The 25,718-nt window shown below is 41.1% G+C and carries 21 protein-coding genes and 1 riboswitch; of the genes, 5 read left to right on the top strand and 16 right to left on the bottom strand.

What is annotated here, in order from left to right:
* Positions 1 to 23 precede the first annotated feature (23 nt).
* The 3 genes from J2Z37_RS00565 to J2Z37_RS00555 form a co-directional block, all read right to left on the bottom strand.
* Positions 24 to 191 carry a serine protease gene (locus J2Z37_RS00565; RefSeq protein WP_209807880.1) on the bottom strand — a complete coding sequence of 56 codons (168 nt, stop codon included), beginning with the start codon at positions 189 to 191 and terminating at the stop codon, positions 24 to 26.
* A gap of 25 nt (positions 192 to 216) precedes the next feature.
* Positions 217 to 2,001: a phosphomethylpyrimidine synthase ThiC gene (thiC, locus tag J2Z37_RS00560; RefSeq protein ID WP_209807878.1), complete on the bottom strand. Its 1,785-nt coding sequence runs from the start codon at positions 1,999 to 2,001 to the stop codon at positions 217 to 219.
* A gap of 136 nt (positions 2,002 to 2,137) precedes the next feature.
* Positions 2,138 to 2,252: riboswitch (TPP riboswitch) on the bottom strand.
* A 60-nt stretch (positions 2,253 to 2,312) separates the two neighbouring features.
* The gene (locus J2Z37_RS00555; protein WP_342453756.1) at positions 2,313 to 4,964 is read right to left on the bottom strand and encodes a calcium-translocating P-type ATPase, SERCA-type; all 2,652 of its coding nucleotides are present in this window, start codon (positions 4,962 to 4,964) and stop codon (positions 2,313 to 2,315) included.
* Positions 4,965 to 5,242: 278 nt separating this feature from the next.
* On the opposite strand from J2Z37_RS00555, the gene J2Z37_RS00550 reads away from it, so the two are divergent.
* The gene (locus tag J2Z37_RS00550) at positions 5,243 to 5,884 is read left to right on the top strand and encodes a L,D-transpeptidase family protein (RefSeq protein WP_209807876.1); all 642 of its coding nucleotides are present in this window, start codon (positions 5,243 to 5,245) and stop codon (positions 5,882 to 5,884) included.
* A 403-nt stretch (positions 5,885 to 6,287) separates the two neighbouring features.
* On the opposite strand, the gene J2Z37_RS00540 is transcribed toward J2Z37_RS00550, so the two are convergent.
* Positions 6,288 to 6,794, bottom strand: coding sequence for a LytS/YhcK type 5TM receptor domain-containing protein (locus J2Z37_RS00540; RefSeq protein WP_209807869.1), 507 nt, complete (start codon positions 6,792 to 6,794; stop codon positions 6,288 to 6,290).
* Between the two features lie 233 nt (positions 6,795 to 7,027).
* Here J2Z37_RS00540 and J2Z37_RS00535 point away from each other — a divergent pair, with 233 nt between their 5' ends.
* Positions 7,028 to 7,420: a UbiX family flavin prenyltransferase gene (locus J2Z37_RS00535; protein ID WP_209807867.1), complete on the top strand. Its 393-nt coding sequence runs from the start codon at positions 7,028 to 7,030 to the stop codon at positions 7,418 to 7,420.
* Between the two features lie 118 nt (positions 7,421 to 7,538).
* Positions 7,539 to 7,925 carry a prenylated flavin chaperone LpdD gene (gene lpdD, locus J2Z37_RS00530; protein ID WP_209807860.1) on the top strand — a complete coding sequence of 129 codons (387 nt, stop codon included), beginning with the start codon at positions 7,539 to 7,541 and terminating at the stop codon, positions 7,923 to 7,925.
* 88 nt (positions 7,926 to 8,013) lie between these two features.
* Here the strand turns inward: lpdD and J2Z37_RS00525 are convergent, their stop codons facing one another.
* From J2Z37_RS00525 to J2Z37_RS00480, 10 genes are all read right to left on the bottom strand, one after another.
* The gene (locus J2Z37_RS00525) at positions 8,014 to 9,726 is read right to left on the bottom strand and encodes a WG repeat-containing protein (RefSeq protein WP_245203467.1); all 1,713 of its coding nucleotides are present in this window, start codon (positions 9,724 to 9,726) and stop codon (positions 8,014 to 8,016) included.
* A 118-nt stretch (positions 9,727 to 9,844) separates the two neighbouring features.
* Entirely contained in the window at positions 9,845 to 11,167 is a 1,323-nt protein-coding gene (gene lysA / locus J2Z37_RS00520; RefSeq protein WP_209807856.1) for a diaminopimelate decarboxylase, read from the bottom strand.
* A 29-nt stretch (positions 11,168 to 11,196) separates the two neighbouring features.
* A complete protein-coding gene (glnA, locus tag J2Z37_RS00515) occupies positions 11,197 to 12,534 on the bottom strand; it encodes a type I glutamate--ammonia ligase (RefSeq protein ID WP_209807854.1) in 1,338 nt (445 codons plus the stop codon).
* A 54-nt stretch (positions 12,535 to 12,588) separates the two neighbouring features.
* The gene (dapF, locus tag J2Z37_RS00510; RefSeq protein WP_425340297.1) at positions 12,589 to 13,443 is read right to left on the bottom strand and encodes a diaminopimelate epimerase; all 855 of its coding nucleotides are present in this window, start codon (positions 13,441 to 13,443) and stop codon (positions 12,589 to 12,591) included.
* A gap of 38 nt (positions 13,444 to 13,481) precedes the next feature.
* Positions 13,482 to 14,726, bottom strand: coding sequence for an LL-diaminopimelate aminotransferase (locus J2Z37_RS00505; RefSeq protein WP_209807845.1), 1,245 nt, complete (start codon positions 14,724 to 14,726; stop codon positions 13,482 to 13,484).
* A 36-nt stretch (positions 14,727 to 14,762) separates the two neighbouring features.
* On the bottom strand, positions 14,763 to 19,271 hold the full coding sequence (gltB, locus tag J2Z37_RS00500) for a glutamate synthase large subunit (protein WP_209807843.1): 4,509 nt from the start codon (positions 19,269 to 19,271) through the stop codon (positions 14,763 to 14,765).
* A 365-nt stretch (positions 19,272 to 19,636) separates the two neighbouring features.
* Positions 19,637 to 19,789 carry a YjzC family protein gene (locus J2Z37_RS00495; RefSeq protein WP_209807841.1) on the bottom strand — a complete coding sequence of 51 codons (153 nt, stop codon included), beginning with the start codon at positions 19,787 to 19,789 and terminating at the stop codon, positions 19,637 to 19,639.
* 118 nt (positions 19,790 to 19,907) lie between these two features.
* Positions 19,908 to 21,194, bottom strand: coding sequence for a mechanosensitive ion channel family protein (locus J2Z37_RS00490; protein ID WP_209807840.1), 1,287 nt, complete (start codon positions 21,192 to 21,194; stop codon positions 19,908 to 19,910).
* Between the two features lie 246 nt (positions 21,195 to 21,440).
* A complete protein-coding gene (locus J2Z37_RS00485; RefSeq protein WP_209807838.1) occupies positions 21,441 to 22,001 on the bottom strand; it encodes a CBO0543 family protein in 561 nt (186 codons plus the stop codon).
* Between the two features lie 212 nt (positions 22,002 to 22,213).
* Positions 22,214 to 23,158 carry an AEC family transporter gene (locus J2Z37_RS00480; RefSeq protein WP_209807836.1) on the bottom strand — a complete coding sequence of 315 codons (945 nt, stop codon included), beginning with the start codon at positions 23,156 to 23,158 and terminating at the stop codon, positions 22,214 to 22,216.
* A gap of 231 nt (positions 23,159 to 23,389) precedes the next feature.
* Here J2Z37_RS00480 and J2Z37_RS00475 point away from each other — a divergent pair, with 231 nt between their 5' ends.
* Entirely contained in the window at positions 23,390 to 23,638 is a 249-nt protein-coding gene (locus tag J2Z37_RS00475; RefSeq protein WP_209807834.1) for a DUF6861 domain-containing protein, read from the top strand.
* Positions 23,639 to 23,674: 36 nt separating this feature from the next.
* On the opposite strand, the gene J2Z37_RS00470 is transcribed toward J2Z37_RS00475, so the two are convergent.
* The gene (locus J2Z37_RS00470; protein WP_209807832.1) at positions 23,675 to 24,424 is read right to left on the bottom strand and encodes a polysaccharide deacetylase family protein; all 750 of its coding nucleotides are present in this window, start codon (positions 24,422 to 24,424) and stop codon (positions 23,675 to 23,677) included.
* A gap of 102 nt (positions 24,425 to 24,526) precedes the next feature.
* Here J2Z37_RS00470 and J2Z37_RS00465 point away from each other — a divergent pair, with 102 nt between their 5' ends.
* Positions 24,527 to 25,447, top strand: a complete 921-nt coding sequence (locus J2Z37_RS00465) for an MBL fold metallo-hydrolase (protein ID WP_209807830.1) — start codon at positions 24,527 to 24,529, stop codon at positions 25,445 to 25,447.
* A gap of 12 nt (positions 25,448 to 25,459) precedes the next feature.
* Here the strand turns inward: J2Z37_RS00465 and J2Z37_RS00460 are convergent, their stop codons facing one another.
* Positions 25,460 to 25,717: a hypothetical protein gene (locus J2Z37_RS00460; protein ID WP_209807828.1), complete on the bottom strand. Its 258-nt coding sequence runs from the start codon at positions 25,715 to 25,717 to the stop codon at positions 25,460 to 25,462.
* Position 25,718 lies beyond the last annotated feature (1 nt).

Here is a 25,718-nt window from a genome sequence, read left to right as displayed (position 1 = left end):
GGCGGTCCTTCATTTTTTTAGAACTAATAATACAACGCATTGACTTTATGACACTTGATACAAGTTTCGTAAAGCAGCCCCCCTTGATATCGGTGATCGCAATCCCTCTGAATTTCATTTACTTCATTTTTTAATTCATCAAGCCGGTTCTGCAATTTACGAATCTCCTCTTCAATCTCTTGGATCTCCATGCAAATAGCCTCCTCGCGGGTTAATTTACTTGTAAATCTTGCCACCAGATTCTTTAAACTCTGCTGCCTTTTCCTGCATACCTTTTTCAATTGCATTCATTGTATCCAGACTGTTTTCTTTCGCATATTCGCGGATGTCTTGAGAGATTCTCATACTACAAAATTTCGGTCCACACATGGAACAAAAATGGGCAGTTTTTGCTCCTTCCGCAGGTAGCGTTTCATCGTGATATTCGACAGCCCGCTCCGGATCCAGGGAAAGGTTGAACTGATCGCGCCAACGGAATTCAAAACGGGCTTTGGATAAGGCATTATCTCTTGTCTGTGCTCCCGGGTGACCCTTTGCCAAGTCCGCCGCATGGGCAGCAATTTTATAGGTGATCACGCCTTCTCGAACATCATTGCGATTGGGCAGACCTAAATGTTCCTTCGGCGTAACATAACAAAGCATCGCTGTCCCATACCAGCCTATCATCGCCGCTCCGATCGCCGATGTAATATGGTCATAACCAGGTGCAATATCTGTTGTTAGCGGCCCAAGGGTATAGAATGGGGCTTCTTGACATACCTCTAACTGCTTCTCCATGTTTTCTTTAATTAGATGCATCGGCACATGTCCTGGTCCTTCCACCATCACCTGGACATCATGCTTCCACGCAATTTTCGTTAATTCACCCAAGGTTTCCAATTCGGCAAACTGTGCTTCGTCATTGGCATCTGCAATCGAACCTGGACGCAGCCCATCCCCTAAAGAGAAAGCCACATCATAGGTTTTCATAATTCCACAGATTTCCTCAAAGTGTGTGTATAAAAAGTTTTCTTGGTGATGATATAAACACCATTGTGCCATAATCGAACCCCCACGGGATACAATCCCGGTTAACCGCTTCGCTGTTAAGGGAACATAGCGTAACAGAACGCCAGCATGAATCGTGAAATAGTCCACCCCTTGCTCAGCTTGTTCGATCAGGGTATCGCGAAAAACTTCCCAAGTCAGATCTTCAGCGACCCCGTTTACTTTTTCTAGTGCCTGATAAATGGGGACAGTCCCAACAGGAACAGCGGAATTACGAATAATCCATTCCCTCGTCGTATGGATGTTTTTTCCGGTCGAAAGATCCATAATTGTATCAGCTCCCCAGCGTGTAGCCCATGTCATTTTTTCCACTTCTTCCTCAATAGAAGAAGATACTGCCGAGTTCCCGATATTCGCATTAATTTTCACATGAAAATTACGCCCAATAATCATTGGCTCTGATTCGAGATGATTAATGTTCGCCGGAATGATGGCCCTCCCTCTCGCTACTTCACTCCGCACAAATTCCGGATCCATCTTTTCGCGGATAGCGATAAACTCCATTTCCGGAGTGATGATCCCCTTTTTGGCATAATGAAGTTGGGTGACATTCTTACCATGTTTTGCCCGCAATGGGTTCCGCTTTAGACCGGGAAACACTTTATGGTTAGCACGGGGATCACTCTGGTCTTGATATCCATTATCCTCCGGTTTAATTTCTCGTCCCTCGTATTCCTCTACATCCATGCGTTCCCGAATCCAAGCACTTCGTAGAGCAGGAAGACCTTTTGTAATATCAACCGAATAACTGGGATCTGTGTAAGGACCACTTGTGTCATATACCCGAACAGGCGGATTTTCTTCTTCACCAAAACTTCCCGTCGTTGGGCTCAACTCAATCTCCCGCATTGGAACTTGGATATCAGATCTTGAGCCTTCCACATAGACTTTTTTACTTCCTGAAAAATTGGACATGATTGAAATGCGATCCTCGTTTAATTGGTTTGTGGACATGCTGAAATCTCTCCTTTTTGGATTATGATTTAAAAAGGACAAGATCTGGAACACCTAACGAAGAAAGCAATAAAAAAACTGGGTCCATTTATAAAAATGGACCCAGTTTGATATGCATATAGATGTCTATACATACATTCAAGAATTCTAACTTCCCTACGCTGGCATGATCCAGATCAGGTCCAAAGGGTCAAAAAACCTCATCGCGTTTTTTTCTCAGCCCAACTCTTTGGACTCCCCTAGTTATTGCTATTAGATTGTGTCTTTAGTATACATCAGTATGTTAAAGATTGGAAGCTCCTTAAAATAATTTATTTGCGATACGAGAGTTTTCTAGAAGCTAGTTTGATAACCTCGACAATTGGAATAATCGAGAAGGAAATAAACAAGACGATTCCCCATTGCTGTAAGTTTAGTGGACTTACCTTAAAGATTGGGTTAAGCCCCGGAAGCAAGATCACGATGCTTTGCAAAAAGGCCGAGATGCAGATTGCCCCAATTAATAATTTGTTCTTAAAGAAACCGATGGAAAAAAGAGATTGACGATTCGAGCGGATATTCAACGAATGACATAATTGAATAAATCCAAGCGTCGCAAAGGCCATGGTTACAGCAACTTCCGTTGAATAATAGCGTAATCCAAGGGAATAGGAAATTAGCGTAAGCAATCCCTGCAAGATTCCTTGATAGATAATACTGCCCCCTACCCCATCCGAGAAAAAGCTGCTATTCGCTTTCCGCGGTTTTTGCTTCATAATGCCTTTTTCTTCTTTTTCTAGACCTAAGGCAAGTGCCGGCAGCGTATCTGTCACTAGGTTAATCCACAAGATATGAATCGGAAAGAGCACCGTCCAACTTAGCATGGTTCCCACAAAAAGAGTAATGATCTCTCCCAGATTCGACGAGAGAAGAAATTGGATCGACTTTTGGATATTTCGATAGATCTTCCGCCCCTCTTCCACGGCAACCACAATGGTAGCGAAATTATCATCTGCCAAAACCATATTTGATGCACCCTTCGCCACATCTGTGCCGGTTATTCCCATTCCGATTCCAATATCTGAGGCTTTCAGAGCAGGGGCATCATTGACCCCATCCCCTGTCATCGCGATTACTTTCCCACGCTTTTTCCATGCCTTGACGATGCGAACCTTATGTTCTGGAGATACACGGGCATAAACCGAACAGCTTTCGATTTGTGTCTCCAGCTCCTGTTCACTCATCTGATCTAGTTCGCTTCCTGTAACCGCGATGTCTCCCTCTTGGTAAATATGAAGCTGCTTGGCAATGGCAAGGGCTGTATCTTTGTGATCCCCGGTAATCATAATCGTCCGAATCCCTGCCCCAATACATTTTTCAACCGCTTTCTTGGCCTCATCCCTCGGTGGATCAATCATCCCAACCAATCCGACAAAAATCAACTGATTCTCGACCTCTTCTGAAGTTAAGATATCTGGCAGGGTATCCATCCTTCGATAAGCCACGGCAAGAACCCGTAATGCCTGATCGGCCATTTGTTTGTTTGCGGAACGAATCTTCTCTGCCCTCGTATCACTGAGTGGTTCCACTTCTTCGCCGATCAATTGATGGGTGCATCTGGCGAGAAGCATATCAGGAGCCCCTTTTGTCATGATCAGGTATCCATCTGAACCATGATGGACCGTTGTCATTAATTTCCGCTCAGAGTCAAATGGAATCTCATTCATTCGTGGAAGTTTCGTTTGGATTTCCTCTATATCCATCCCGCGATCTAACGCAAACATCGTTAGGGCTGTTTCAGTTGGATCCCCAATGAAGGAAACAGACTGATCTTCTGATTTGCTTCGTTTAGAGTCATTACACAAGATCAGAGCGTTCACAAACAGCTTTTTGCTGCTGCCAACCTTTGGATCATACTGCTCTCTTTTTTCAATTGAACCATCAATGAAAACTTCTTGAACCGTCATACGGTTTTGTGTCAAAGTCCCCGTTTTATCGGAACAGATAATTTCTGTACTCCCTAACGTTTCTACAGCGGATAACTTGCGAATAATAGCATTCTTGCTAGCCATCTTCTGTACACCCAAGGCCAGGACAATCGTAATTACAGCCGGCAATCCTTCGGGAATGGCGGCAACAGCCAAACTAATGGAAGTTAGAAGCATGTCCAAATAATCTCTTCCTTGATAGATCCCCGCTACAAAAATAATGAGAGAGATAACCAGAACAGCTATGGTAAGATATTTACTTAGTTCAGCAAGTTTTATTTGCAGAGGTGTCAGTTGATTCTGGCTGCTTGAGAGGTGCTCGGCAATTTTTCCAACCTCCGTGTTCATCCCAGTAGCCGTTACCACTCCCAACCCTCTTCCATAAGAAACACTACTACCAGCAAACACCATATTTCTGCGATCTCCAATCACCAAATTAGACTGATCTAATCGGTTCGTGGTCTTCTCTACGGGGAGAGACTCCCCGGTTAAGGCTGCCTCCTCCACTTTTAAACTGGAACATTCAAGAAGTCTCAGGTCGGCCGGAACGAGGTCCCCTGCATCAAGCCATACTATATCACCAGGTACAAGTGATGATGATTCCACTTGCTGCACATTTCCATTTCTGCGTACTTTGGCATGTGGGGAAGACATCTGTTTTAGAGCCTCAAGCGCTTTTTCGGCCCGATTCTCTTGAACAACCCCCAGAATCGCATTTAACAATACAACAACTAAGATGATTAGCGAATCGGTTATACTATGGGTTAATCCTGAGATCACAGCTGCAATCAGCAGAATGATGATCATGAGATTCTTAAATTGTTCTATGAACTTCTGGAGTAGAGTCTGTTTTTTCTCCTCGACCATCTGGTTCGGGCCGTACAGCTGAATCCGTTTTTGCACTTCCCCCTCTGTTAGCCCTGTTTCAGTGGTATGAAGATTGGTAAGGACAGCGGAAGAATCCAAAGTATAAAATTCTTTTTCTTTCTGAATCACTCATTCCACCCCCTTTTTTCTAATTATTAGCCTATAGATCCGCGAGAGTAAAGTGAAGGAATTAAGAATTGTTGGTGGCGGTATTATAACCGTAGTAAGGAGAAAATTTATATTTATGAATGAGCTTATAGGAACGGACCTTCAAATTAAATAAGTCTTAGATTAGACCGAATCATTCTGTACAAAATAATCATGGTAGGAATAAAATCTTGTAAGTGCTTGGGCATGTTTACGTTATATTCAATCTTCTGATCAGATAAGAGGTGACAGGTGAGAACATGAAGGGTCTATTCATTTGTTGTGTTTGTGCCATTTTCCTTGGAATTTCACCGAAATACAGTTATGCAGAAAAAGAAATTATGATTAATCTTTGGCATCGAACCCTACAACTCGTTGATGATGGAACGGTTATAAAGACTTATCCGGTTGGCCCAGGGGCAAAGGATACCCCTACTCCCATTGGACAGTTCACAGTTATCGAAAAATCCAAAAATTGGGGAAAGGGCTTTGGTACTAGGTGGATAGAAATTAATGTTCCTTGGGGAACCTATGGAATTCATGGAACGAATAAACCCGGTTTAGTTGGAAATTATGTTAGCCATGGTTGTATACGAATGAAGAATAAACACATTGAAGAACTTTATGGTCTTGTTAATGTAGGAACAAAGGTTACGATTGATGGCCCGTTAACAGGCCATAAGGATTTGACTTACCGTATTTTAGTCTTAGGTTCAAAAGGCAGCCTGGTTCAAATCGTTCAGAATCGTTTACAAGCTGCCGGGTATTATAAAGGAATTTGTCATGGGAAATTTGATCGTTTAACTGAAATTGCGGTTTCCCTCTATCAGAAGGATCATCGTCTTCCAATTACTGGGCAAATTTTTTATTCTGATCTATTACATATGGGGATAATGGAATAACAATAATAAAATGATCACGTTCTATTTCAGAAAATGAGGTGCAAAAGCAACTCTTTTAAGATCATTCAACTTTTTACATACTCCCAAAGGCACTTTAGTATCATGTACAAGTGTGTATCCTGAATTAAAAATTTTCTCTGCTGACTCATCATGATGATGTATCTCATTACAGGCCAGACAGTGGTACATTTTGGTTTCTCAGCTCCGCTTTTTTTGACTATTTAAAAACACAAATGTTATTCTATGCTAATATATTAGATATTTCTACAAATTTCATTCGACATTTTTTGCAAAGTTTGTTTTATAAATTGTTTGTTTTATCTAAATAAACAATAGAATGGCTCGTATTCCATATATAAAATTTACTCCTTTAGGCAGAACCTGTTCCATTTTTGGGATAGCCTTAATTTTTTTCTCTCACCTTTACTCGCTTCCGCATGAATTCAATAAAATAGGTAATCAACAAGATCCCTAGAGCCTGCACAAAAACAAATTGGAAGATCATTTCATTTATGTATGTGGCGGTAAACATTTCGGAGAGACTTGCAGTCAGGGAAGAGAAAATAACCGAAAAGCTTACTGCCGTAAACAGCTTTTGTGCAATAGTAAGCTTCGTGTACCAAGGAGATAGAAACGGAAGGATCAAGAAGATTAAAGTAACGGTGATAAAGCTAATATAGACCCCGTCCCCACCTAGCAGGAAACGGTAAGTGAAAACACCAATATACAGCCAAGCGCTGACCCAGTGCCCTCCATATAGTGCAGCCAAAATCAAAGATATCTGCCTTAAATCAAAAAAGAATCCTGGAAAAAACTCAACCGGATAACTCATACAGAGAAATGCTGCGATCATGGCGATGAACGTAACTACCATTTTATTCCATTGTGACTCTAGTTTTCCCTGATCCACCCAAAATACTTTATAAATAAAGAGGGGAAATATTAGGAATAAAACATTAATTAAAAGCTCCTTTACATGCTCCAAAATAACACCTGCTTTCAAATATCGAGAAAGAATGATATTTCTACGCAAATAGTATAACTAGATCTTCTCTATTGCCGTGACTAACATCACAAGCCACCAAATATTATCTGAATATTACCACTGTTAATATGTTAAAATACGTTTGAATTGGATACTATTTGTTAAAAGCTCTAAAGAACTATCCTGAATGTGAAACAAATTTGGTCATATCCCAAGGGGCTGAGCGCACCTTCGAACTGGAAACCAATTTAAAACTATCAGAAGTTGAAGCATTGGCGGATTTTGTGCACAATAATAAGAATATGGCTGCAACAATTGCTAGCGGTTCATTTAAGACAGATGGAATGATCGTCATTCCATGCAGCATGAAAACCTTGTCCGGAATTGCAACAGGATATGCTGACAACCTATTGCTTCGGGCAGTGGACGTCTGTCTCAAAGAAAATCGCCGGGTGGTATTGGTCCCCCGCGAAATTCCCTTTGGTAAAGTTCACATTAAAAATCTAAAGGAAGTTTCCGATCTCGGTTGTACGATTGTCCCCCCGTATTGACCTTCTACAATACACCGCAGACGTTGGAAGATCAAATCAACCATATTATCGGGAAAATCCTGATGCAATTTGGCTTAGATCACAAAAAATTCATGGCATGGAAAGGCGCTGATCTTGAATGAAAAGCATGACAGCAAGTGTAGGAAGCGGTAAATACATCGTGGAAGCGACCGCCGTGTTCTGTGGAAAAGACATCAATATCACCATCGGTGGCGGTGAAAGCTATCACATTGGCGCGGTGGCGATCGCTGAGCCGGGAATTGTGATCACCAACGGAAAAAAGCGATGTGCCACGACAAGCGTGATTTGCCTAATGGATCATAAAGAGGACGAGCTGGCACGCTATGCTGCAAGGCATCTCGCTTCGGTACTAGATTGTGTCGTTACAGTAAGCGCGGGGATCCATATTGATAATATATCTGTTGAGGAGATCAAAATTTTTGACGAAATTTTTAAGCAGTTGATTAACCAACTCGAGAAATCCTTGGCAGCTGGGGATCGGTAGTTGATGGCAGTATACGGTTGCCTACCTTGGTGGACCGTAGATCCGTTAATTCCCGAAAAATAACGGATCCTCGGTTCGCTAAAACCCTTCAATGAAAAGACCGCCAAAATGCACCGTTCATATCTATCATACTCCCTATTTCCTTGAAGGGTATCTTGAAGGTTGGAAATCCTGCTGCGAAGGGAGCAATTTCGTAGGGAAGAAAATAGATGTAGAGGGCTTCATCCTTCACATAGAAGGGCTGATCGACCTTAATTCCCTTGTAGGTATTAGGAAATACATAGGAATATTGTGGATCGTTCTTGATTTGGTTGGCAATGATATCACTAATCACTTTAACGTAATCGCTTCCGGGAATAAATAAATCCCGTAATTGATAAACTTCTCCTGTAACTAAATCGACAGGAGCAAAAACTCTTGAGGGCATCCCATGTGCTGCACCAAACGGAAAATGGTACCCATCCAACTCGAACTCAAGCAGATTTTTCTTAGAAAAGAAAATCGAGAAATCTCCCGTATAACTATAATCAAGTTGTGTATTCGGAGTGATTGGCACGACCTGGGAGAGTTCTTTTAATCTTTGATTCACTTTAGCCTGCGCCGACCTGCTTTGCATTCCTTCTATTTGTGGATAATAGACAAGATAATCTTTGTTCGGCTTATACTTCCCTTCTCTAACAAGCAGACCCTGATGGATCTGAACCACGCTATTTTGTCTCCACACCAATTGACCTGCATAGTTATAGTAAGATACTCGTTGATCCACATCTGCCCGAATTAAATCACCAACAAATGCTAGCGTCCCACTCCCAGGAAGGATAGGTAATTTCCGTGCCACCTGTCCTGTTCGATTGATAAAAAATGTATTTTGATCGGTATTTGCCGATGCATACTCATGGACGTACTCGGAAATCTCTCGGAAGACAAATCCAGTAAGAAAGTGTCCAGCTGTATCTGCCAGCGAATAGTTGGACCCCATATAGGGCCTTTCTTCATCCTTTGGCTTCCCCACAGCTACACGGTCTGATGAAACAAAAAGAATGTCATTGTACTTCGGCTCGATGAGATAATTCCCATTTTTATCGATTAGACCGTATTTGTTTTTGTAATCATTAGATATGTTCACAATCGCCCTGCCATGTTGAAAAGGCTGTGCCCACGTATATTGTGGGGAGATCACTACGGTGCCTGTTTGATCAATATACCCGTACTTTCCATCACTTGTTTGTTTAAAAGGTAACAGTCCGTCACCCAAACTACCGACAAAAGGATATTTATAGGTTTGAAGAATCTTACCCATTGAATCGATCAGCACATATTCTTCGTCCGGTTTTTGAACGGTTGCTCTTCCACTAGTGAAGTCTGTCGCCGATTCATACTGTACAGGAATAATCTCCCTTCCTTGGAGATCTAAATATCCATAAAGATATTTTCCTTCCCGCGTATCTGCAGCTTGTGCCCTGCCCTCCGTATAAGAACCAATATACTCATAGGACTTCGTTGTAATCTCATTTCCCCGCTCATCTATAACCTTGAACTTTCCCTGGTCAATAACTTGGGCCCGCCCTTCAGAAAAAGAACTAATCATCTCATACTTCGGCCGCACAACCCATTGACCAAACACATTCATGAGACCGCTTCGATTGTTTACTTGCACTACGGCAAGGCCGTTCGGCTGAAAGTTCTCGGCTCCATCAAACTGTGGAGGGATAAAAAATCGCCCTTGATTATTGATATACCCCCACTTAACACCCGATGTCGTTCGCACAGAAGCTGGAAAAAGGTAAATCGCTCTCCGCATCATTCACTAACTCCCTATCCATTTTATTATAGATAGCATATGGGACTTTGGGTGGGGGTGTGCCTAGAAAAGGGCTGTTGCTTACGAACTAGTTCGTTCGTTTTGCAACAGCCCCATTTTAATTCGACGCCAACATATTTGTCGGTATGCGATCTAGTTTTACAAGGTCATCCATGGTTTCCCTGGCGATAACAACCTCTGCTTGCCCATCTTTAACAAACACAACAGCTGGTCTAGCGATTCGGTTATAGTTGTTTGCCATGGCATAACCGTAAGCTCCTGTACAGGAAACGGCCAATAGATCCCCTGGGGAAACTGTCGGCAACTTAATATCCCAGATGAGCATATCTCCTGATTCACAGCACTTCCCGGCGATGGAAACCACTTCTTCAGCTTCATCCTTTGCACGATTTGCCAACATCGCTTCATAGCGTGATTGATAAAGGGCAGGACGAATATTATCGGTCATTCCTCCATCAACGGCTACGTATTTGCGAATGCCAGGAATGGTCTTTACTGACCCAATCTTATACAAAGTTGTTCCGGCATCCCCAACAATGCTACGTCCCGGTTCAATCCAGATTTCCGGAAGAGCATAGCCTGCAGTCTCGAACTGCTTCTTCACTTCATCTGTCACTGGAAGGATGTATTGATCAGCCGTTAACGGTGTATCTTCTTCTGTGTAGCGGATTCCAAAACCTCCGCCTAGATTGAGTACTTTAATCTCATAGCCAGTCTCATCGCGAAGGTGGAGTAAAAAGTCTGATAACTTCCGAACAGCTTCGACAAAACCAACAGTCTCAAAGATTTGCGATCCAATGTGGGAGTGAATCCCTAACACGTTATAAAATTCCATTTTCAACGCTTGCTTGATGGCTTCGAGAGCTTGCCCATTATGAATACTGAAACCAAATTTCGAATCTTCCTGACCTGTTGAAATGTATTCGTGCGTATGTGCTGAAACACCAGGAGTCAATCGTAATAGGATATTCACTTTCATACCGCGCTCTTGCCCTAAAGCGTGCAACACCTCAAGCTCGTGAAAATTGTCTACTACAAAGCAGCCAATCCCGGCATCCAAAGCCATTTCCATTTCTTCAATCGTTTTGTTGTTCCCGTGAAAATGGATTCTCTCTGCAGGAAAATCCGCTTTTAGTGCCGTATAAAGTTCCCCGCCGGAAACAACGTCTAGAGATAATCCCTCTTCAGCAGCTAATCTGCACATCGCAAGTGACATAAAAGCCTTACTTGCATAGGCAACCTGATAGGAGAAACCTGATTTTTCAAAGGCTTTCTTATATGCTCTGGATTTTTCCCTAATTAGATTTTCATCGTAAACAAATAATGGAGTACCAAATTTGTTAGCTAAATCTGCGGTATCACAACCACCTATTTCAAGATGGCCTTTTTCGTTAATTCTACTGTTTCCGTGTAAATACATGAGCGTCCTCCCAGAAATCTACGTTTCTATTAGTATTGCGACATATACTGTTCTCGTTCCCAAGGGTGTACGGTCGTACGGAACATATCCCATTCAATTTCTTTTGCTTCCACAAAATGTTCTAAAATATGACTACCTAAAGCCGCTTTGATGACCTCATCTTCTTGTAAGTTCTTCAGAGCATCTGCTAGTGTAGCAGGTAAGTCAATGATCCCATTTTCTATTCGTTCTTGTCTTGTCATTACATAAATATTACGGTCGACCGGTGCCGGTGGGGTTAATTTCTTTTTCACTCCGTCTAAGCCTGCAGCAAGTTGAACGGCCATCGCTAAATAAGGGTTGGCTGACGGATCTACACTGCGAACCTCAACACGAGTACTTAGTCCGCGTGATGCCGGGATTCGAATCAGCGGGCTTCTGTTTCTTGCAGACCAAGCCACATAACAAGGTGCCTCATAACCTGGTACTAACCGTTTGTACGAATTCACCGTTGGATTGGTGACTGCCGTAAAATTAGGTACATGGGCCATAATTCCAGCGATAAAATGTCTAGCTGTATCACTAAGCTGAAGTTCACCTTCTTCATCAAAGAAAGCATTTACCTCATCTTTAAACAGGGATAAGTTACAGTGCATGCCAGATCCATTAATTCCAAACAATGGTTTCGCCATGAATGTAGCATGCAATCCATGTTTGCGGGCAACCGTTTTAACAACCAGTTTAAACGTTTGAATATCATCACATGCTTTCAGAGCATTTTGATACTTAAAATCAATTTCATGCTGCCCTGGTGCCACCTCATGGTGCGACGCTTCGATATCAAAGCCCATCTCTTCAAGCTCTAATACAATATCCCGGCGGCAGTTTTCACCCAGATCGGTTGGAGCAAGATCAAAATATCCGCCTTGGTCATTTAATTCAAGGCTAGGCTTACCTTCCGCATTCAACTTAAAAAGGAAGAATTCAGGTTCAGGCCCCACATTAAAATCTGTAAACCCAAGTTCCTTCATTTCATTTAATACTCTCTTCAAGTTGTTGCGCGGATCCCCTTCAAACGGACTTCCATCCGGATAATGGATATCACAAATCAAACGGGCAACTTTCCCTTTTTCTGCTGTCCAAGGGAAGATAACAAAGGTATCTAAATCAGGGAAAAGGTACATGTCTGATTCCTCAATACGAACGAACCCCTCAATGGATGAACCGTCAAACATCATTTTGTTGCTTAGTGCTTTATCCAATTGGCTAACTGGGATTTCAACATTCTTAATCGTTCCAAATAAATCTGTGAATTGCAAGCGGATAAATCGTACATTTTGTTCTTTAACCATTTCTACAATTTGTTCTTTTGTATAAGATACTTTCATTTGATTTCCCTCCAATTATTTTTTAAGTACTCAACCTACGATTGCTTCACTTATTTAAATTAACTCCCCGTGACAAATATAAACAGCCTCACCCCTTTTCCAAACATGGTTGTCTTCTCCCCATCTGACTAACAAATCTCCTCCGGGAAGATGAACAGTGATAGGTTTATATTTATCAATCTTATTGTTTAACGTGGCGGCCACTACAGCAGCACATGCTCCAGAACCGCACGCCATAGTGATCCCAGACCCCCTCTCCCATACACGGTAATTAATCTCTTGACGGTTGATGACATCAACAATTCCGAAATTAACCCTTTCAGGAAATAGATCCGAATGTTCAATCACTGGACCTATTTTCTCTAAAGGCACTTCACGAACATCATCGACAAACATAATCGCATGGGGATTTCCCATTGAAACACATGTTAAATCATATTCTGCACCGTTAATTCTAAAAGGCTCATTCCTTGTAGTAGAGTCTGGTTCCCCCTTCATCGGCACCATCCCCTTTAATAGGCCAGGTTCACCCATATCCACGTTCACAAAACTTTTTTCATATGTGCCATTTTCCTCAACTTTAACGGTTACAACGCCAGCCAAAGTCTCAATCTCAAAAGTGGTTGTATCAGCATACATATTATCGTAAACATACTTGGCAACACATCGTAAACCATTGCCACATGTCTTTCCTTCTGAACCATCTGCATTGAATATTCGCATTTTGAAATTTGCATGATCTGAAGGTGCAATGAGGATAATCCCATCCGAGCCAATTCCATGGTTTACATTGGATATTTGTCTCGAGAGTTCTTCAAAATCTACATTGTCCATCTGTGATTCCAATAGGTTAAAAAAAACATAGTTATTGCCTAGACCATGCATTTTTGTAAACTGCATCGAATCCAATCTCCTTTTTTTAAAAAGTGTGAGCTAGAATAAGGCTCTTATTTAAAAATAAATTTTGTCTTGCTCAGTCTGGTTTTTACCTCATCCAAAACTTGTTTTTCTTCCTCTATCCCATCCGCCTCAAAGGTAACAGAAAATCGTACATAGTGACCGACATCATCCCATGGAACAGTGGATATTAAATGTTCTAGAATTAAGAATTGGCTAAACTCCTCTGCTGATTGAAAAGCAGGACCATTTTCAACTCCAACCGGTGCCTTAGTATATAAGAAAAAGGACCCTTTTGGTTTTACAGCATCAAAACCGCATTCAGATAAGATCTGTGCCAGCATTTCGTGGCGCCGTGAATATTTTTCAGCCGTTTCTTCCGTTATTTCTGGATGTGCTAGTGCATAAGCAGCAGCTTTTTGAATCGCTATAAACTGCCCTGAATCATTATTATCCTTAATCGTTGCAAAGGCTTTGACGATCTTTTCATTTCCTGCAATAAACCCAATCCTCCATCCTGTCATGTTGAAAGATTTGGAGAGGGATTGAATCTCCACCCCTACATCTTTGGCCCCTGGAATGGATAGAAAACTAAGGGGTTTTTCACCATCAAAGACTAAGGCAGCGTAGGCAGCATCATGAACAACAATGATCTGATGCTTTTTTGCAAACTTGACTACCTTTTCAAAGAAAGCTACATTCGCCACTGCCCCAATCGGGTTATTGGGATAATTTAAATAGAGAAGCTTTGCTTTCTTAAGAACATCTTCCGATATAGAATCAAGATCTGGGAGAAATTGATTTTCTTCCAGAAGAGGGAGACTCACTACTTCACCACCATAGTATTTGGTATGGGTACCTAAAACAGGGTAGCAAGGCGCAGGCATCAAGGTGATATCGCCCGGATTGATGAAGGCTGCTGGAAGCATAGCCAAGGCTGGTTTTGAACCAATCACATGATTTACTTCCGTTTCCGGATTTAGACCGTCTACACCAAAAACTTCTTTCATATAACTAACTGAAGCCTCATTAAATTCCGCGATACCGTTATCGGAGTAAAAACGGTTTTCCTTTTTTCCGGCTTCCTCTGCCAATTTTTTTACTACTCTTTCATCGGCCATAGCATCGGGTTCCCCAACCCCTAAGTCGATCAATTTGACATTTGGATTTGCCTTTGCCGCTGCCCTTTTAGCCCTTTTAATTTTTTCGAACTTAAATATTTCGTCTCGAAGACCAAATTCTGCGCCACCGATCCGATCGGCAAACAACTGTTGGATAAATTCGATTTTTTCCATGTTTGACCTCTCTCTTAAACTTTTATTTCAATCGTTCTATAAAGCATCTACTAGATTGAGCTGCATGATTCGCTTATATTCTTTCGGAATGACTTTTACCCATTTTGGTAGGTTTTCCTTCCAATGATTCAGCATATAAGCTGCACGGGTACTTCCTGTATATTCATAATGATTTTGAACAAGCTGTCTAAGTTTTGCTTTGTCTTCCTCTTCTTCCAAAGGATCCAAGTCGATTAATTCTATATTGCACTGCTTCCGGAAATCTTCTTGATCATCCGCAAATACGTAAGCTATTCCGCCCGACATCCCAGCCGCAAAATTTTTGCCCACAGAACCGAGTACAACCACACATCCGCCTGTCATATACTCACAGCCATGGTCACCGATCCCTTCCACAACTGCTTGAACCCCACTGTTTCTCACACAGAAACGTTCACCCGCAAGTCCGCGAATATAAGCTTCTCCGGAAGTAGCCCCATAAAAGGCAACATTGCCTATAATCGTGTTTTCTTCAGGAACAAAAAGAGAATTTTTAGCTGGAGAAACGATGATTTTTCCTCCGGACAATCCCTTACCAATATAGTCGTTTACATCCCCTTCGAGAGAAAGTGTTACCCCATGTGGCAAGAAAGATCCAAAGCTTTGCCCTGCTGAACCCGTAAATTGAAGATGGATCGTATTCTCCGGCAGCCCTTTTCCACCATATTTTTTAGAAATCTCACTTCCTAAAATGGTTCCAACCGTTCGGTTGACATTTTGAATAGGGAAACTTGCACTTACTTTTTTCTGGCTTTCCAGTGCTGGTCTACAAACTTCTAATATACTTTTATAATCAAGCGAGCTTTCAAGTCCATGGTTTTGTTGCTTCTGATGGTATAAACCGGTTTCGGAAGAAACTGTTGGTTGGTAAAGAATTTTTGATAAATCCAGATCTTTCGCTTTCCAATGAGACTTTGCTTCATCACTCTGGATCAGTAAATCTGTCCGTCCGACCATTTCATTTATTGTACGGAACCCTAATTGGGCCATGATTTCACGTACATCTTCCGCGATAAATCGCATAAATGCTTCTATGTCCTCCGGTTTTCCACTAAACTTCTTGCGCAATTCCGGATCCTGCGTTGCAATCCCAACAGGACATGTATTGAGATGACACTGCCGAACATGCACACATCCCAAAACCACTAAGGCTGTTGTGGCAAATCCATATTCTTCGGCTCCGAGTAACGTCGCCATGACGATATCTCGTCCGGTCATCAATTTCCCATCGGCTTCTAGTACCACCCGATCCCTCAATCCATTTAACACAAGGGTTTGATGGGCTTCTGATAAACCAATTTCCCATGGCGTTCCAGCATGTTTAATGCTTGATCTTGGTGCCGCACCTGTTCCGCCATCATAACCACTTATCAGGATAACGTCTGCTAGACCTTTGGCAACTCCTGTTGCAATCGTTCCTACCCCTGCCTTGGAAACAAGCTTGACACTAATCCGAGCTTTCGGATTTGCATTTTTTAAATCGTGAATTAATTGAGCCAAATCCTCAATCGAATAAATATCATGATGCGGCGGTGGTGAAATTAAACCGACACCTGGAGTTGAACCCCGGACTTCCGCAATCCATGGATAAACTTTATTCCCTGGAAGCTGTCCGCCTTCACCCGGCTTAGCTCCTTGCGCCATTTTGATTTGAATTTCATCCGCGTTCACTAAATAATCACTGGTTACACCAAATCGTCCGGAAGCTACTTGTTTGATTTTACTGCGCCTGGAATCCCCGTTTGCATCCGGGCTATAGCGATCCGGATGTTCTCCGCCTTCCCCAGAGTTACTTTTTCCACCCAGACGATTCATAGCAATTGCTAAGGTTTCATGAGCTTCCTGACTTAAAGATCCATAGGACATGGCCCCCGTTTTAAACCGGCGAACAATGGAATCAACAGATTCGACTTCATCTATTGAAATGCTTGAATTTGTGGTTGTGTTATTAAATTTAAATAGATCTCGAATGAAATGAAGCTGACCCTCATTTGCTTTTTCTGCATATTTTTTATACAACCCATAATCATTCGTTTGGCAAGCCACTTTCAGCATACGGATGACTTCAGGGTTCATGGCATGAGTTTCTCCATTTTTCCGATATTGAAATTCACTTCCTGCATCAAGAGGCCCCTCTTCCTCAGCAAATGCCAATTGATGCCTCATTAATGTTTCTTCTGCAATCGTCTCTAACTTAATCCCGCCTATGGCTGAAGCTGTTCCTGTAAAATACTGATCAATGACTGTTTGATCAATCCCAATGGCTTCAAAAATTTGGGCGCCCCGATAACTTTGAATGGTAGAAATCCCCATTTTTGAAAGAATTTTGACCATGCCATTTGTCGCAGCATTTACGTATTTTCGCACAGCATCAAATGCATCATTTTGTTCGCCAAATTCTCCACTTTCAACCATCTGTTCAAGGCTAACCTGGGCAAGATACGGATTGATTGCATCTGCACCGTAGCCGACAAGCATAGATAAGTGATGAACATCGCGCGCTTCACCCGTTTCAACAATCAGACTTACTTTCGTTCTGGTCCCTTGACGGATTAAATGATGGTGAAGTCCACTGACCGCTAGTAAAGCGGGAATAGGGGCAAATTGACGATTTATCCCTTGATCAGACAAGATAATAAGGGAAACACCTTGCTCGATGGCTTCATCTACTTTCTTAAATAACTGATCCAATGCCAGTTTCAGTTCTTCCTCCCCATTCTTAGCTACGAATAGAATTGGAAAAGTCATTGTTTTTGCAGATTCGTTTTTACGAATCTTAGCCAATTGCTGATTTAAAAGAATGGGAGTTTCTAGTTTTATCCGACTGCAGCTTTCAGCCTTTGCATCCAATAGATTACGCTCGGCTCCAAGATAGGTTTTCGTTGATGTAACAAATTGTTCACGGATCGCATCAATCGGTGGATTTGTCACTTGTGCAAATAGCTGTTTAAAATAGTTGTATAAGAGCTGTGATTGATTGGAAAGGACTGCTAAAGGCGTATCACTTCCCATTGAACTTATAGGCTCTTTTCCCCCTTCAGCCATTGCTCCAAGAACCTTCTTTAATTCTTCTACCGTATATCCAAATGCTTGCTGGTATTTAAATAATGGTAAATCTTCGCTTGTTTCTTCCTCTTGGGGAGATTTTAATTCCTTTATAGAAACTGAATTTTCATACAACCAATGTCGGTATGGGTTTTCCTGCGATATCTTCCCCTTAACTTCTTCATCTGGGATGATGCGCCCTTCCTGTAAATCAACAAGAAGCATTTTCCCCGGACTTAATCTTCCTTTTTCGAGGATCTGATCGGGCTCAATATCGATGACACCGACTTCCGATGCAAAAATTATGGTTCCATCAACAGTTACATAATAACGGGCTGGTCGAAGGCCATTACGATCCTGCATTGCTCCAATTTGAAGGCCATCTGTAAAAGCAAATGCCGCCGGTCCGTCCCAGGGTTCCATTAAATGACTGTGAAATTCGTAAAAAGCTTTTAAAGAATCATCCATGGAATCATCTTTTTCCCATGGTTCGGGAACCATCATCATGGCTGCGTGGGGCAAAGATCGGCCTGCTCGGACTAACAATTCCAGGCAGTTATCAAAAGAAGATGAATCACTTCCATTTTCATCAATAATCGGCATGATATCTTTTAACTTTTGACCAAATAAAGATGATTCCATCCTTTGTTCCCGTGCGCGCATCCAATTGATATTCCCATTCACCGTATTGATCTCTCCGTTATGAATCAACATCCGGTTCGGATGGGCTCTTTCCCAACTAGGAAATGTATTCGTACTGTAGCGGGAATGAACTAGAGCAAAGGAGGATTGATAGGCTTCATTTTGCAAATCCAGATAAAATTTCCCTAATTGATCTGGGGTCAGCATCCCCTTATAGACAATCGTTCTTGCTGATAGACTGGCAACATAAAAGGTTTCATCTTTAGCCAGCCCACTTTCTTGAATCCTTTTCTCTGTTCGCTTTCGAATGATATAAAGCTTTCTTTCAAAGGTTTCTTCGTCTTCAATTCCCTTGCCCTTTCCGATAAACACTTGGCGGATGAAAGGCTGACTTAACTTCGCTGTTTCCCCTAGGCAAGAATCGTTAACAGGAACGGTACGCCAGCCTAGGAGCTCTTGACCTTCCTCTTTTATTACTTGATTCAATACTTCTTCACATTGAGCACTTGTTTTTTCATTTTGGGGCAAAAATACCATCCCCACACCATAGCTTCCTGGTTCCTTCATGCCAAAATGCGAACAATCTATTTGAAAAAATGAATGCGGAATCTGTGTTAAAATACCTGCTCCATCACCGGATCCTGAATCCCCCGCTTGAGCTCCTCGGTGTTCCAACCGACAAAGCATGGAGATTCCTTGCTGTACGGGTTTATGTGAAGCTCCTTCTTTTAAATTAGCAATAAATCCAATACCACAGGCATCATGTTCAAAAGAGGGATCGTAAAGTCCCTGTTTCATCGGTAGTTTATTATGTTGCATACTTTCACCTCTCGTTTTGCATTATTTATCCATTCGAATTAATGCATTTTTCCAATATAACAACGGAATTATTCTTGTTTTTATTGTATTAGTTTAATAACGTTCTTAACAATATCGATTATTTATAAAATTAATCTAATTTTGATATGATTTGTCAAAAAAAGAAGAGCATCTGCCGTTTTCAGCAGATGCTTTTCTATATCACTTCATCTTTTCAATACTTCCGTAATGGGGTATGAAAAACCCCTAATTCTCTGTGAAAATCAGGGGTTTTGGTAATTATCATTCGGCATTTTTCAACTATAAAACTAGCCACTATGGATTAGCAAGTGCGATCGTGTTTCGCTATCCTTGTTCAATGCACCTTATGCTTTAATCAATTTCCAACTAGTGTCTTTTCCTGTTGATGGGCAAGCCGGAAAAGTATCTCCAGCCGCAAGGTCCACTTTTTTACCCCAGCGGTTTTGGTAGCTCCCTTTTTCCTCCGCCTCTTGTCCAGTCGTCCATTCACGTTCCATTCATTTCCCTCCATTTGTATGATATTCATTTATATTTCCCCGTTTCTGGGGCTCTTTATACGAATGAATAAAGGAAATGAATAAACTAGATTCGAAAACCTTACAGAGAAAAACAAGGCTATCGGATTTTTCTAGATCTGCTCCTGTCACCCAGCTCCCTCATATCAGATCCCGGTTGGTTCTGGAATGACCTAAAATCAGACCCCGTAGGATTTTGGAATAGTCTTAGTCCAAACGCAGGCGCCACTGCTAAAATATGGTCGAATAGATCCGCTTGTATGGATTCGTAAACTCCCCACCTCACATCGTTGGTAAATGTATAGATCTCTATAGGAAGACCGTTTTCTCCAGGTGCTAGCTGCCTAACAAGCATGAGCATATTCTGATTGATTCCCGGGTGATTTTTAAGATAGTTCTGGATATAGATCCTAAAAACTCCAATATTCGTAAGTTCTCGACCATTTACTTTATTGGATTTATCTATGTTATTTTCGAGATTGTAAGCTTTTATTTCATCCTCTTTTTCGATGATATAGTCTGATAGGTAATGGATAGTTTTAAAACTCTCAAGCATTTCCTCCGTGCAAAAAACAATGCTGCTTGTATCAATATAGATGGATCGTTTGATCCGTCGCCCACCGGAGTTTTGCATCCCTCTCCAGTTTTTGAATGAATCGGATATGAGTGCATAACTTGGTATCGTTGTGATCGTCATATCCCAATTTTGAACCTTTACGGTGTTTAAAGAAATATCAATAACATCCCCATCCGCGCCATATTTAGGCATCTCAATCCAATCACCAACCCGCACCATATCATTGGAAGTCAATTGAACGCCTGCCACAAGTCCTAATAAAGAATCTTTAAAGACCAGCATGAGAACCGCGGAAAGCGCACCAATACCACTTAATAGGATAAAAGGGCTTTCTCCCATCAGGTTCGCAATGACTACGATCCCACCAATAACGAAAACAAAGATTTTAACGACCTGGATGTATCCTCTTATAGGTTTAACCTTGGATATCTCGTAAGTCCGGTAAATATCATTCATTGCGTTTAATAAGCTGTCAACAACCATTAACCCTACGATAATGATATAGGTACTGGCTCCCTTTTCAATGATATGTTGATAATCTGGAAAGACGGAAGAAAAGTAATAGATGATGATGGCAGGAACCACATGTGAAAGCTTATGAAAAACCTTTTTTTCCAAAATAATATTGTCCCATTTAAAGCTGTTATTGTTGATATAATGGGTTAGTATTTTAATCACTACTTTTTTTGTAATGAAATTGGCCAATATGCTAAGCCCGATTATAAAAATAATCGTCATAAAATGTGCAATATAGCTTGCTATATCGGTATTCACTCCAAATTTCATAAGCTGTTCTATAACTGTTTTCATAATCATCTCTCCTTACTAGTATATCTATCATAGCTCGACGAGATCATTATTCATTATAACAGGGGAAATTACGTGTTTACAATTAAGTTACTAGAATTACAATTATGGGATAACATTAGAAGTGTTCAAGAAGGCTTTGGCCGAGTATGAAAAGGATAAAAGGGCTTTTTCCAACAAACATGGGAAAGAAGCCTTTTTTGTTTTTTACTGGACTATTGAATAGCTTAGTAATTAAATTTTTTTAATTTATTGGTTTTTATTTTGCGTTTTGTTTAGAGTATCAACCACGATCTTTACTACACAAGCAATGAATGTATAAATGGGAAATGAATAGATGTGTCTCCAATTATACATTTGATAAATTCCCATCCAAGTGAGAATTGGTTCTGCTACAAATGAAAATACACCAGATACCAACAAAGAACCGATCATAAATTTTCTCCAACTGTGTCCATATTTTTGGTAAATCAACATAAAACTAACTGGGATGTATGTTAAGTCGAAAGGTAATAGAGGTGGAATGAAGGCCCAGTATAATCGAATAGGATAACCCCAAGCCATATGATTGATGCCAACCATATCAAAAATGAAAGCAATGATTCCAATAATTAAACCAAAGTTTAAAACTAAATGAATTCGTTTTTTATCAACAAATTTGTACCATAATATCCAGAATAATAGTGTAAGTATGAGCAATACCCACCACTGCCAAGTCAGGAAAGCGTGTTCATACCAATATTCAAGATATGCATCCAAAAAATCTCTTCGCAATTCATTGACATCTTCAAATGACGAATTATTTTTCAAAATTCACCCCCTCCTTTCAAATTCGTCCACGCCCTAAAATTAACTGTAATTAAAAACATCTGGTTTTATTATTCGGCATTTTTTGCGGTATTAGACGATATCACCCCATTTTTTATTAGAAAAAATAAAAAGCCCATCAAGGGCCTGATCTTCATTTATGAAAATATGATTTAATTCAATAATGAAATCTTCAAAAAAACTTACTGGCAAAGCTATACCATTCCCCACCAGACAACCAAGAAGGATATAAATGGCAAAGTCAACAAAGACAATACAGTCGAGTACACCGTTGTCAGCACGGCCTTATCCTCATCCCCACTGGTATATCGTGAAAATAAAATAGCAGCCATCATTAACGTTGGCATTGCCGATAGAATCGTGATTAAGTTTTTAATCAGCGGATCAATCGGTGTTAAAGACAGGGCAAACATGGTCAGAATGGGAATGATTAATAACCGCATGGCTAAGGGGAACCCTATTTGCGGATAAAAAAACATTTTTTGTTGCCGAAAAAGCGGTGGAAGCAACATCCCCGTATAGAGCATCGCCAGTGGTGTAACAAGTCCCGAAAGCATTCCCGCCAGTTGCTTTACAAATGCAGGTGGTTCATATCCTATAAAGGCAATAGACAAACCAACTACAATAGCTAAAACGGGTAAGTTAAGCAAAGCTTTAAATTGCCGTATATCAAATCGGGCTCCAGACTGAAGCATAAAAACGACAATTGTAAAAAACACGATGTCGATCCCCGCATCAAAAATCGCTGCTAAAAGTCCTCCTGATGGACCAAAAAGTGTTGTACAAATGGGAATTCCAATAAACCCTGTATTTCCAAAAGCACAAAGAATCGCCATTTTTTTTGCAAATATGCTTTCAAAACGAAACAGCTTCGCAAACATCCAGGATATAAAAAGGGCCAATGTATGGAATACAATGGACAACCCAAATACGATGTATACATGTCGCAATAATAGATCCATAGACTCTGTTTTAAACACACCGTTTAGAATAATGGAGGGTATTCCAATGTTAATAATTATTTGAATTAGAACCTGCTTAGTCTCCTCTGTAATATGTACCTTATAAGCAAACACTGATCCTATTAACATTAATAGGCCCATAACCGTAATGGATGTTACAACAACGCTTATATCCATGGGAGGCGATCTTCCTTTCAATTTCTCCTCTGCTTAACCTTTTATAAATATTTATAAACTATCATACTATCAAAGGGACTAAATGGGGCGTAATAAGTTCGACAAATTCCGACTTCTCGCTTTCAGGTCAATATCCGCTTAAATCTAGGTTCCACATAATTCTCTCCTCTCCCGGACAAACTATTTTGCGGGACTGCGCATTCCCAAATTCAAATAAAGGAGTGAGAGGATATGAGAGAAAACAAGGAACGTAATCGAAATAACGAAGTGGAAAACGATGTGACCGATGCAGCAGACATCGATGCAGGAGAAGCTGTAGGAACGGTTGGCGGTGCGGCTGCGGGGGCTGTAGTAGGGTCGCTGTTAGGCCCCATTGGTACGGCAGCTGGTGCAGTTATAGGTGGTGCTTTAGGAAATCAAGCCGGTGATACCGTGGATAATGCCGATGTTTTGGATCCCGCTGATGAAGAAGAACGTTAAATGGTTAGAGGAGCCAAATTGGCTCCCCCCATCTCTTTATTTTTGCTGTTGTATTTTATCCATCTTAATATTCAGCAAATCTGAAACCGTAATAAATCTGTACCCCCTTTTCTGAAGCTGTGGCAAAATCTCCTTAAGGGCATTAATGGTTTGTTTGCGGTTTCCCCCATGATCATGGAATAAAACAATATCCCCATTTTGAGCATTTTTAACCACTTTTTTAATGATTTTGTCCACACCAGGGTTTGCCCAATCTTTTGTATCATGACGCCAGGACCATAAGACAACCGTATAACCATTCCCTTTTGCCGCATTTACTACTGTCTCATTATAAAAACCACCCGGCGGTCGATATAATTTGGGAACTTGTCCTGTCACTTGTTTAATGATGTTTTCAGTCTTCAATATTTCTTCTTCCAATTCCTTCGATGACATTTTGCTTATGTATCGATGACTATAGGAGTGATTGGCGATTTCATGTCCCTCCAACACTTGTTGGAGAACAATCTCCGGATGCTGCTCTACCTTGTTTCCCGTTACAAAAAAGGTTCCCTTTGCCTGATATTTGCCCAGTAATTTTAATATTTCCGGAGTATATTTAGGATCAGGGCCATCATCAAAGGTGAGACATATTACCTTTTGATTAGTGGGGACCTCCCAGACGATTTCTCCGCGGGATTCATAATAAAAACGTCCTTTTTTTTCGGCTGACGAAGCAGGATGGATCCCCCAGGTTAGGGTTATCAACAAAAGCAGAAGAACGATCTTTTTTTGCCTGGAAATCATGGTTCACTCCTTTTTCCTGTTGTTAAACCACCCATCATTCCTTTATTAATTTATAATTAAAAGATGCCCAGGCAAGAATGTTTTTATTAGGGGGGAATTGGAGTGCGGGGAAGATATCGTAACCTAGATCAAGTGGACCATAACAAAACCATATTAGACATTCTTAAATGGATGCGGGAACGGAGAAAAAAAGCCAAGGATTTATCAAATCCCATCCCGCATACTGAGAAAAAAATGAAGGAACAAATACATTTAAACAAAACGAAAACCTCTTATACGTGGATTGGTCACTCCACCTTTTTGCTTCAAATGAATGGACTCAACATCATGACGGACCCTGTGTTCGGGAAGCGAATGGGATTTCAAAAGAGGTTAACAGAGCCAGGGCTGGAAATCCATGAATTGCCGGAGATCGATATCGTGGTGATTTCACATGGCCATTATGATCATCTTGAATTTCCAAGTTTAAAGATGCTAAAAGGAGATCCGACCTTCTATGTACCGGTAGGGCTCAAGCCCCTTTTTCAAAAACAGGGTTTCTATAAGGTAATTGAAGCCCATTGGTGGGATCGCTTACAATATGATTCTCTTGGCATTTCATTTGTACCCGCCCAGCATTGGACGAGAAGAAATCTATTTGACATGAACACTTCCCATTGGGGTGGGTGGGTATTTGAAACTGGACAGCAGACCTTTTATTTTGTTGGTGATACAGGATATTTTCGCGGGTTTCAGGAAATTGGCCTGCGCTTTGACATTGATACCGTATTTATGCCGGTCGGCGCCTACGAACCGGAGTGGTTCATGGATATTTCGCATATAAATCCGGAGGATGCCATTAAAGCCTTCTTGGAATTAGGGGCAAAAACCTTCGTCCCGATGCATTATGGGGCTTACCGCCTAGCTGATGACACCGGGCCGGAGGCATTACATAGGCTTTACAATGAATGGAAGAGATTAAATTTGCCGGAAGAAAAATTAAAGGTGCTTAGAATTGGGGAAACTTGTTGGCTTAAGGGTTGAGTAAGGACGGGATTATTTATTATTAAGCTTAGGATTTTTCTTTAATTCGCTGATCCCATTTTTCAATTGTTGCAATTGCATTTGAATCTGTTTAAATTGCTCATCCTCAGGTTGGGGTGTGCTTTGCTGATCTGATGGCGGAAGTTGGATCTGCTCTTGGTTTTGATCGTTATTTAATCTACTGGTTTTATCAATAGCAAGAACTACGAAACCAATGGCAATTATCCACAAGCCAATTATTGCTATGTTGTCATCATCGTCAGAAAACATT

Origin of the sequence: Ammoniphilus resinae, assembly GCF_017873965.1 — a bacterium.
GTDB lineage: Bacteria > Bacillota > Bacilli > Aneurinibacillales > RAOX-1 > Ammoniphilus_A > Ammoniphilus_A resinae.
The sequence above is the reverse complement of the archived record's forward strand: the minus strand, read 5'-3'. Positions and strand labels throughout refer to the sequence as shown.